Origin of the sequence: Streptomyces roseus (assembly GCF_001044425.1) — a bacterium.
GTDB lineage: Bacteria > Actinomycetota > Actinomycetes > Streptomycetales > Streptomycetaceae > Streptomyces > Streptomyces roseus.
The window spans coordinates 19,374-28,283 of record NZ_LFML01000023.1; the positions used below are offsets into that span (position 1 = coordinate 19,374).

The window sequence follows — 8,910 nt, forward strand, 5'->3', positions numbered from 1 at the left end:
TTACTGTGCTCGTCCCCGTGTTGTGCCGGGAGATCGTTTCGCGAACGTTCCCGTCTGGCTGTGGCAGGAGGGGCACAGGTAGCGGAGGTTCGCACGGCGGTTGTCCAGCCGGTCGCCATTGATGTGATCGATTTCCAGAACGAGCCGCCTCCCTCGCCATGTCTCCCCGATTCCGCATGCGGCGCACACGTGCGGTACGTCGAGATCGTCAAGGGCGCGGCGCAGCACGGCGGTCTTCTCACGCCCCGAGCCGGTTTCGAGGCGTCGCAGGACGTCCGGTGCCGGCTTGCGGGCAGGTGAACGGCTTCCCGCGGCATGCCCCTGCCCGGTGAAGTGGTCCGTGGATATCCCGTACTCCTCGATGCTCCGCCTCGCCTTCGCGCGGGCCGATCCGCTGCGCTCGCCATGGCCCAGCGCGCGCATCACCCCCGCAATGCTTCGGGACTCGGCGACGGCGCGCGTGATCTCCTCACGCGGGAACAGCCGGTCTCCGCGGCGCACCTGAGTGGCGAAGTGCGAGGTGTCGATGCCGAATTCGTCGAGCTTCTTCCGGACGTGGCCGAACGCGCTGTCGTACGGCTCGATCCCCATGTGGGCGAACATGCCGGCGATGCTGTGCGAAGGTGCCGCTGCCTCCGTCAGCCGCTCCTTCGTGTAGACCTGCGGGATTCGGGTGGGGAGCGGCTCGTCGACGAAGTGCGACGTATCGATGCCGTAGTGGGCCAGCCGTTTGCGGAGGTAGGTGCGAAGGTCGCAGGTCGGCGGGGCACCTAGCCGGCGCATGAGATCCACGAGGCCGGTGGCGTCCGGCGCGCTCGCGGCGAGCAGCTCGCGTGTGTACCGCGGGTTCTTCATGCGGACCGCCGCCGCTTCCGCCCGCGGTAGGTGTCGGTCGTGGCATGGCAGTTGGGGCACATGAGCCGGAGATTTACGGGGCGGTTGTCCCACCAGTCGCCGTTGACGTGGTCGACCTCGTGGCGCAGCGGCTTGCCGTTCCACTCCACTCCGACGCCGCACTCCGCGCATTCCTCCGGCACCCCGGACGCGAGCAACGCCCTGCGCAGCCGTTCGCCCGGAACCCTTCCCTCTTCCGGTGCCCTCAGGTCGAGCGCGGGCCCCAGGGATCCCTTCGGGCGCCGCTTCCCCGCTGTCGTGAAGTGCGAGGTGTCGATGCCGAGTGCCGCTATCCGTCGGCCGATGTGGGTGTGGTTGCCTCCGACCTGGCTGATGCCCAGGCGGGAGATCACCTCCCGGACGGAGGCCGAGGCCGCGACCAGCTCGCGCAGCCGTTCCTCCGAGTGCCGCGCCCACTGAGCCGGGAAGTGCGAGAAGTCGATGCCCGCCTCCACCATCTTCGCGCGTACGTACCGCCTGGTGCCCGGTGTGGGATCGCCCCCGCACCAGCGCACCGCGTCGTGGAAGTTCGTCGTTGCCCGAGCCGCCTCCTCCAGCAGCTCCCGTGTGTAGCGCACCGCCATCGCCGCCCCCTTCGTCCGGCACCGTGTTCGTGCCCCGTACGGCCTAACGAGGCGATATGCGGGCGGTTACGTCCGGTGAGCGGAGCGGCCCGCACCGGGTGGGTGCGGGCCGCGGCTCGCGGAAGCGACGCGGCCTAGATGGCCAGGTCCTTGATGATCTTGGCTACGTGGCCCGTGGCCTTGACGTTGTAGAGGGCGCGTTCGACCTTGCCCTCCTCGTCCACGATCACCGTCGAGCGGATGACGCCGGTCACCGTCTTGCCGTACAGCTTCTTCTCGCCGTACGCGCCGTACGCCTCCAGGACCTGCTTCTCCGGGTCGCCGACCAGGGTGACCAACAGGTGCTCCTTCTCGCGGAACTTCGCCAGCTTCTCCGGCTTGTCCGGGGACACGCCGATCACGTCGTAGCCGGCCTCGGCCAGTACCGACAGGTTGTCCGTGAAATCGCAGGCCTGCTTCGTGCAGCCCGGGGTCAGCGCCGCCGGGTAGAAGTACACGATCACCTTGCGGCCCTTGTGGTCGGCGAGCGAGACCTCGTTGCCGTCCGCGTCGGGCAGGGTGAAGGCGGGGGCGGTGTCGCCCGGCTGGAGTCGCTCGCTCATGTCAACAGTCTCCTCGGGAGGGGATCGGTACGGTCCGAGACTAAGCTGACAGACTGTTCATGGTGGGCTACGCCCCCTACCCGACCGACCCGACGACGACGGAGGCAGCGCGGTGCCCGAAGCCAGGACCCCCGCACAGATCGAGGCGGACATCGTCCGCCGCCGCGAACAGCTCGCCGAGACGCTCGACGAGATCGGCGTGCGCGTGCACCCGCAGACGATCATCGGGGACGCGAAGGCCAGGGTCCTCTCGACGGTGGACCACACGGCCGGGCGCGCCGTCGTCGCCGTGAACCGGCTCGTGACGGACGTGCGCGACGGCCTGCGCCACGAGGACGGCACTCCGCGCTACGAGCGGATCGCGCCCGTCGCCCTGCTCGCGGTGGGTGTGATCGGCCTGCTCGTGGTCTCGGCGCGGCGCAAGCGCTGATGACCCTGCGGCGTACGGGCGGGGTGCGGGCGGGTAGGTTCGTGGCGTGAGCGAAGACACCAACACCACCACCCACGACAAGCTGCCCATCCGCATGCTGCACGACCGTGTGCTCGTGAAGTCCGACTCGCCGGAGGGCGAGCGGCGCTCGGGCGGCGGCATCCTGATCCCGGCGACCGCTGCCGTGGGCAAGCGGCTGGCCTGGGCCGAGGTGGTCGCTGTCGGGCAGAACGTGCGCAGTGTGGAGCCGGGTGACCGGGTGCTGTACGACCCGGAGGACCGGGCCGAGGTCGAGGTGCGGGGTGCCACGTACGTGCTGATGCGCGAGCGGGACCTGCACGCCGTGGCCGCGGAGCGGCTGGAGGGGTCCAAGGACTCCACCGGGCTCTACCTGTAGGCCACACCGAGCGGTAGGCGGGCGTCGCGAACGGAATGCGGGCGTCGAGGGGCCGGTGACCGGTGTCACCGGCCCTTTCGCATGGGCTTTGCTACGGTGGTGGGGAACCCCGACGAGACGCGCCGTACCGGGTAGCCGTGGCTGGACGACAAGACGACGCCCCCCGTTCGCTCTCGTTCCGGAGGTGCCTGTCATGGCCTGGGTTCTGCTTCTCGTCGCCGGTCTGCTCGAAGTCGGCTGGTCGATCGGCATGAAGTTCACGGAGGGCTTCACCCGGCTGTGGCCCAGCGTGTTCACCGGTGCCGGGATCATCGCCAGTATGGTGCTGCTCTCGTACGCCGCCAAGACGCTGCCCATCGGTACCGCCTACGGCGTGTGGGTGGGCATCGGCGCCGCGGGGGCCGCGGTGCTCGGCATGGCGGTGCTGGGGGAGCCCGTCACCGCCGCGCGGATCTTCTTCATCTGCCTGCTGCTGGTCGCCGTGGTGGGGCTGAAGGCGACCTCGGGTCACTGATCCCGGCCGCCCCTTCCCGCGGCGGCTACTCCAGGTACTGCGATGACGGGCGGCTGCGCAGGCCGCCCGTCACGCCGCCCAGGGCGCCCGCCGTCGAGCCCGTCGTGGTGCCCGCGGTGGTCCCCGCGCTCGTTCCGGCGGAGGTGCCGGAGTCGCTCTGACCTGCGGTGGTGTCCTCGTCCGGGGTCTGGCCCCCGGTGGTCTGGCCCTGGTTCTGCCCCTGGTTCTGGCCCTGGTTCTGCCCCTGGCTGCGGCCGCCCTGGTCCTGGCCGCCGGTGGGCGGCGTCGGCCGGCCCGGGCGGTTCGGCCGGCTCGGCGGGGCCGGGGACTGCGGGGTGTTCTCGTCCTGCGGCGGCTCCGGGCTGCTCGGGACGAACGGCGGCGGGGACGGGGCGGCGCCCGGCTGGAGATCGAGGTCGAAGTCCAGGGGGTCGCTGTTCTCCAGGGCCGCCTTCGTGTACTGCGCCCAGATCCGCGCCGGGTACCCGCCGCCCCCGATCCGGGCCTCGCCGAGCGCCCCGTACAGGGATTCCAGGGCCCCCGTGTCGGGGTCCTGGCCCATCATCGACACGACCGTGACCAGGTCCGGGGTGTACGCCGCGAACCAGGCGGAGCGGTCCAGTTCGGCGGTGCCCGTCTTGCCGGCGGCCGGGTGCCCGGCGGCGAGGGCTGCCGTACCGGTGCCGTTGTCGACGACGCTGACCAGCATGGACGTGGTGGTGTCGGCCGCTTCGCGGCTGACGGCCTGCCGGGGGGTGCGGTCGGGCAGGGGGACGTCGCCGTCGCCCTTCTCGATCTTCTCGACGAGGGTGTAGGGGGTGCGGCGGCCGTGGTCGGCGAGGGTCGCGTAGGCCTGGGTCATGTCCAGGACGCTGGCCTGCATGGTGCCCAGCGCCATGGCCGGCCCGGCGTCGAAGTTCGGGGTGTCCTCGGGGATGCCGAGGTCGATCGCGGTCTGCTTGACCTTGGCGGTGCCGACGTCGACGACCATCTGCGCGAAGACGGCGTTGACGGAGAGGTCGGTGGCGGTGTTGACGGTGATGTTCCCGTACGAGATCTGCCCCTCGTTCTCGGGGGCGTACGGGGTGCGGGTGCCGACCACGCGGCGCTTGTTGTCCCCGTTGTAGACGGTGTTGGGGGTGATCGGGCGGCCGTCCTGGGTGTGGGAGTCGTTCTGGACGGCGGAGGCGAACACGAACGGCTTGAAGGTGGAGGCCACCTGGTAGTCGTGCCGGGTCGCGTTGTTGACGTACTGCTTGGTGTAGTCGATGCCCCCGTACATGGCGACGACCTTGCCGGTCGCGGGGTCGATGGAGACCCCGCCGGCCCGCACGACCCGGTCGGCCGTGCGCTCCTTGGGGTCGAGCTTGCCGACCACCTTGTCGTCGACGGCCTCGACGAACGCGTTCTGCCGGCGCTTGTCGATGGTGGTGGTGATGCGGTAGCCGCCCTCGGCGAGGGTCTTCTCGTCGAGGATCTTGTGGTCGACGATGTAGTCCTTCACGGCCTCGACGAGATAGCCGCGCTGGCCCGAGAGTCCGGCGGCCGGGCGGACCTTGCCGGGTTCGGGGAAGCGGACGGCGGCCCGCTCGGCGGCCGGCAGCCACTGCTTCTTGACCATCCCGTCGAGTACGTAGTTCCAGCGGGCGAGGGCGCGCTCGCGGCTCTGGGGGTGGGCGACGACGTCGAAGGCGCTGGGGGAGTTGAGCAGGGTGGCGAGGTACGCGCCCTCGGCGGTGGTGAGTTTGTCGACGTCCTTGCCGTAGTAGGCCTGGGCGGCGGCCTGGATGCCGTACGCGTTGCGGCCGAAGTAGCTGGTGTTGAGGTAGCCCTCCAGGATGTAGTCCTTCGACTTCTCGCGGCCGAGCTTGATCGCGATGAAGAACTCCTTGACCTTGCGCTTGATGGTCTGTTCCTGGCCCAGGTAGTAGTTCTTGACGTACTGCTGGGTGATGGTGGAGCCGGACTGGGTGCCCTTGCCGGTCGCCGTGTTCCAGGCGGCGCGGATCATGGCCTTGGGGTCGACGGCCCGTTCGGAGTGGAAGTCCCGGTCCTCGGCGGCCAGTACGGCTTCCTGGACGGTGCGGGGGATCTGCGAGAGCGGGACGTTGACGCGGTTGACCTCGCCGTCGCGGGCGAGCTGGGAGCCGTCGGCGTACAGGTACAGGTTGGACTGGGCGGTCGCGGCGGCGTTGGCGGGCGGGATGTGGACCAGCAGGTAGCCGGCGACGAACGCGCCGACGATCAGCAGGCCGAGCAGGACGACGGTGGCCAGGACCATGCGCCAGGTGGGGACCAGGCGGCGCCAGCCGGTCCGCTTCCGTTTCCGCTCGGCCTTCTTGGCGGCCCTGCGGGCGCGCCGGTCGCCGGCCGGCGTCCGCGGGCCCGGGGGGTCCTGGGGTCCCTGTGCATCGTGGGGCGTCCGCGGCTGCCGGGGCCGGCGTGCCGGCGAGGATCCCGCCGGGGAGTCCGGGTCGCGAGGCGTCCAGCCCGGTGGTGGTGACTGGTCGCTCATCGCCAGGACTCCTCGACGCCGTACGAAATATCCACGTCTGTACCCCATGCTGTCTACCCGATTGGCCGCTCGTTCCGCGTCGGACGGGCGTAAAGCGGTCGCGTGGATCGCCCCTCCGCACTAAGCTCGCGCGCTTTGGCCGACGTAGGAACGACCGGGAAAACGGAGGGATACGGTGCGCCAGGCAACGGCTCGCACCACCGCGGCCGCGGCGGCGGCCGCAGCGGCAGCCGCAGTGGCACGCGGAGCGCGGCTCTATCCGGCCGTCGCGGCCGGCGGGTTCCGGCGCTACGCCACCTACGGGACGGCGACGGCCGCTGGGGTGTTCACCAACACCGTCTTCGGCTTCGTCCTCGCGTACACGTACGTCGCGCTGTGGGACGAGCGGCCGGGGCTCGGCGGCTACGACCAGGCGCAGGCGCTGACATTCGTCTGGGTGAGCCAGTCGCTGCTCGCCGCGGGCGCGCTCATCGGCGGCGGGTTCCAGGAGGAGATGCAGGAGCGCATCCGTACGGGTGACATCGCCGTCGACCTGTACCGGCCGGCCGACCTCCAGCTGTGGTGGCTCGCCGCCGATCTGGGGAGGGCGGGCTTCCAGTTGTTGGGGCGCGGGGTCGTGCCCCTGCTGGCGGGGGCGCTGGCCTTCCGGCTGGCCCTGCCCGCCGACCCGGTGCGGTGGCTGCTGTTCGCCGTGTCGGTGCTGTTCGCGCTGCTGGTCAGCTTCGGGGTGCGGTACCTGCTGGGGCTGGCGGCGTTCTGGCTGATGGACGGGGCCGGGATCAACCTGGTGGCCGTCGTCGCCACGGTGTTCTTCTCCGGGATGCTGCTGCCGCTGACGGTGTTCCCGGGCGGGTTCGGGGAGTTCGTCCGCGTGCTGCCGTGGGCGGCGATGATCCAGGTGCCGCTGGACGTGCTGATGGGCGTGCACGCGGGCGCGGGGAGCGCGGTGCGGGCGCTGGGCTTCCAGTCGGCGTGGGCGCTCGTACTGCTGGGCGCGGGGCGGCTGTTGCAGTCGGCCGCGACACGGAAGGTGGTCGTCCAGGGTGGCTGAGGCAGAGGCGGTGGAGGCGGCCCTCGCTCGGGGGAGGTCCGCGGGACCGGCGGCTACCCGAAGGCGACCACCGGTCCCGGGCGCGCCGCCGGGGGACATGGCGCCGGTGGACGTGCCGGTACGGAACAGGGCCGTGGAGGGGCTGCGCGGCTACGGGCTGATCGTGGCGATGTGGGTCCGGTCGACGATGACGTACCGGACCTCGTTCTTCCTCTCCACCTTCGGGAACGCGGCGATCACCCTCCTCGACTTCGTGGCGATCTGGATCATGTTCTCGCACGTGGACGCGCTCGGCGGTTTCACGCTGCCCGAGATCGCCCTCCTGTACGGGTCCTCCTCGGCCTCCCTGGGCCTGGCGGACCTCCTCCTCGGCAATACGGACCGGATCGGCGTCCGGATCCGCGACGGCTCGCTCGACACCATGCTGGTGCGCCCGGTCCCGGTGCTCGCGCAGGTCGCCGCCGACCGCTTCGCGCTGCGCCGGCTGGGGCGGATCGGGCAGGGGCTGGCGGTGCTGTGCTGGGCGGTCTCGGAGCTGGGCGTGGCGTGGACGGCCGGGAAGGTGCTGCTGGTGCCCGTGATGGTGCTGGCCGGCGCGGCGATCTTCGGGGCGGTGATGGTGACCGGTGCGGCCTTCCAGTTCGTCGCCGGGGACGCGGCGGAGGTGCAGAACTCCTTCACGTACGGCGGGAACACGATGCTCCAGTACCCGCCGACGGTGTTCGCGAAGGACCTGCTGCGCGGGGTCACGTTCGTCGTGCCGCTGGCCTTCGTGAACTGGCTGCCTGCCCTGTACGTGCTGGGGCGGCCGTATCCGCTGGGGCTGCCGGGGTGGGTGGCGTTCGTGAGCCCGCTGGTGGCGGTGTTGGTGTTCGTACCCGCGTCGCTGGCGTGGCGCGCGGGACTGCGTTCGTACCGGAGTACGGGGAGCTGAGGGCGGTATGGGAAGCGATGCGCTGATCGAGCTGGACGGGGTCGAGAAGGTCTTCGGCGTACGGCGCCGGGTGGGTCTGATGCGGCGGGAGAAACGGCAGGTCAAGGCCGTGGACGGGATCAGCTTCGAGGTGGCGCGGGGGGAGGTGGTCGGCTACATCGGGCCCAATGGCGCCGGGAAGTCGACCACGATCAAGATGCTGACCGGCATCCTCACCCCGAGCGGTGGCCGGCTGCGGGTCGCGGGCATCGACCCGGCGCGGGAGCGAATGCGCCTGGCGCACCGGATCGGGGTGGTGTTCGGGCAGCGGACCACGCTGTGGTGGGACCTGCCGCTGAAGGACTCGTACGGGCTGATGCGGCGCCTGTACCGGATCCCCGAGGCGCGGTTCAAGGCGAACCTGGAGCGGTGCGTGGACCGCCTCGACCTGGCCGAGCTGCTGGACGTACCGGTGCGCCAGCTCTCGCTGGGGCAGCGGATGCGCGGGGACATCGCGGCGGCGCTGCTGCACGATCCGGACGTGCTGTACCTGGACGAGCCGACGATCGGGCTCGACGTGGTGAGCAAGGCGAAGGTACGGGCCTTCCTGCGACAGCTGAACGCGGAGCTCGGGACGACGGTGCTGCTCACGACGCACGACCTCCAGGACATCGAGCAGCTGTGCGAGCGGGTGATGGTCATCGATCACGGGCGGCTGATGTACGACGGGGCGCTGGCCGGTCTGCACGCCATGGGCGAGGGCGGCGGCGAGCGGACGCTGGTGGTGGATCTGGAGCGGGAGCTTCCGGAGATCAGCGTGGCGGGGGCGCGGGTGGTGAAGGTGGACGGGCCGCGGCAGTGGCTGGCGTTCCCGGCGGGGGCCTCGGCGGCCCCTTTGGTGGCGGAGGTGGCGGCGCGGTATCCGCTGCTGGACCTGTCGGTGCGGGAGCCGGACATCGAGGACGTGATCGCGAGGATGTACGCGGGGCGGGGGTGACGCGGGGACGTCC

General features: G+C 70.9%; 10 protein-coding genes and 1 riboswitch. Of the genes, 6 read left to right on the forward strand and 4 right to left on the reverse strand.

The features are described 5' to 3' along the window. The 3 genes from ACS04_RS06550 to bcp all read right to left on the reverse strand — a co-directional run bounded on the left by ACS04_RS06550 (window position 1) and on the right by bcp (window position 2,080). Entirely contained in the window at window positions 1–855 is an 855-nt protein-coding gene (locus tag ACS04_RS06550; RefSeq protein WP_048475566.1) for an HNH endonuclease signature motif containing protein, read from the reverse strand. After that, window positions 852–1,478, reverse strand: a complete 627-nt coding sequence (locus ACS04_RS06555) for an HNH endonuclease (protein WP_048475567.1) — start codon at window positions 1,476–1,478, stop codon at window positions 852–854. Before ACS04_RS06555 ends, ACS04_RS06550 begins: the two co-directional genes overlap by 4 nt. A 134-nt stretch (window positions 1,479–1,612) precedes the next feature. Next, on the reverse strand, window positions 1,613–2,080 hold the full coding sequence (bcp, locus tag ACS04_RS06560) for a thioredoxin-dependent thiol peroxidase (RefSeq protein WP_048475568.1): 468 nt from the start codon (window positions 2,078–2,080) through the stop codon (window positions 1,613–1,615). 112 nt (window positions 2,081–2,192) lie between these two features. Between bcp and ACS04_RS06565 the strand changes: the two genes are divergently transcribed. From ACS04_RS06565 to ACS04_RS06575, 3 genes are all read left to right on the forward strand, one after another. After that, window positions 2,193–2,510: a DUF3618 domain-containing protein gene (locus tag ACS04_RS06565; RefSeq protein ID WP_048475569.1), complete on the forward strand. Its 318-nt coding sequence runs from the start codon at window positions 2,193–2,195 to the stop codon at window positions 2,508–2,510. Window positions 2,511–2,604: 94 nt separating this feature from the next. Then, a complete protein-coding gene (locus ACS04_RS06570) occupies window positions 2,605–2,907 on the forward strand; it encodes a GroES family chaperonin (protein WP_048475576.1) in 303 nt (100 codons plus the stop codon). 85 nt (window positions 2,908–2,992) lie between these two features. Beyond that, window positions 2,993–3,070: riboswitch (guanidine-III (ykkC-III) riboswitch) on the forward strand. A 30-nt stretch (window positions 3,071–3,100) separates the two neighbouring features. After that, window positions 3,101–3,421 (forward strand): DMT family transporter, encoded by a 321-nt coding sequence (locus tag ACS04_RS06575; protein WP_048475570.1) that lies wholly within the window; start codon window positions 3,101–3,103, stop codon window positions 3,419–3,421. Window positions 3,422–3,446: 25 nt separating this feature from the next. On the opposite strand, the gene ACS04_RS06580 is transcribed toward ACS04_RS06575, so the two are convergent. Continuing rightward, on the reverse strand, window positions 3,447–5,936 hold the full coding sequence (locus ACS04_RS06580) for a transglycosylase domain-containing protein (protein WP_078864493.1): 2,490 nt from the start codon (window positions 5,934–5,936) through the stop codon (window positions 3,447–3,449). A 235-nt stretch (window positions 5,937–6,171) separates the two neighbouring features. Here ACS04_RS06580 and ACS04_RS06585 point away from each other — a divergent pair, with 235 nt between their 5' ends. The 3 genes from ACS04_RS06585 (at window position 6,172) to ACS04_RS06595 (ending at window position 8,897) form a co-directional block, all read left to right on the forward strand. Continuing rightward, window positions 6,172–6,987 (forward strand): ABC transporter permease, encoded by an 816-nt coding sequence (locus ACS04_RS06585; RefSeq protein ID WP_048475577.1) that lies wholly within the window; start codon window positions 6,172–6,174, stop codon window positions 6,985–6,987. Window positions 6,988–7,084: 97 nt separating this feature from the next. Next, window positions 7,085–7,921, forward strand: a complete 837-nt coding sequence (locus ACS04_RS06590) for an ABC transporter permease (protein WP_048475572.1) — start codon at window positions 7,085–7,087, stop codon at window positions 7,919–7,921. 7 nt (window positions 7,922–7,928) lie between these two features. Beyond that, on the forward strand, window positions 7,929–8,897 hold the full coding sequence (locus tag ACS04_RS06595) for an ABC transporter ATP-binding protein (RefSeq protein WP_048475573.1): 969 nt from the start codon (window positions 7,929–7,931) through the stop codon (window positions 8,895–8,897). The last annotated feature ends 13 nt before the right edge of the window (window positions 8,898–8,910 follow it).

Excerpts from the sequence above, each read along its gene's own strand:
- ACS04_RS06595 (WP_048475573.1), top strand. The coding sequence starts at position 7,929 with ATGGGAAGCGATGCGCTGATCGAGCTGGACGGGGTCGAGAAGGTCTTC.
- ACS04_RS06575 (WP_048475570.1), top strand. The coding sequence starts at position 3,101 with ATGGCCTGGGTTCTGCTTCTCGTCGCCGGTCTGCTCGAAGTCGGCTGG.
- ACS04_RS06590 (WP_048475572.1), top strand. The coding sequence starts at position 7,085 with ATGGCGCCGGTGGACGTGCCGGTACGGAACAGGGCCGTGGAGGGGCTG.
- ACS04_RS06570 (WP_048475576.1), top strand. The coding sequence starts at position 2,605 with ATGCTGCACGACCGTGTGCTCGTGAAGTCCGACTCGCCGGAGGGCGAG.
- ACS04_RS06580 (WP_078864493.1), bottom strand. The coding sequence starts at position 5,936 with ATGAGCGACCAGTCACCACCACCGGGCTGGACGCCTCGCGACCCGGAC.
- ACS04_RS06550 (WP_048475566.1), bottom strand. The coding sequence starts at position 855 with ATGAAGAACCCGCGGTACACACGCGAGCTGCTCGCCGCGAGCGCGCCG.
- bcp (WP_048475568.1), bottom strand. The coding sequence starts at position 2,080 with ATGAGCGAGCGACTCCAGCCGGGCGACACCGCCCCCGCCTTCACCCTG.
- ACS04_RS06555 (WP_048475567.1), bottom strand. The coding sequence starts at position 1,478 with ATGGCGGTGCGCTACACACGGGAGCTGCTGGAGGAGGCGGCTCGGGCA.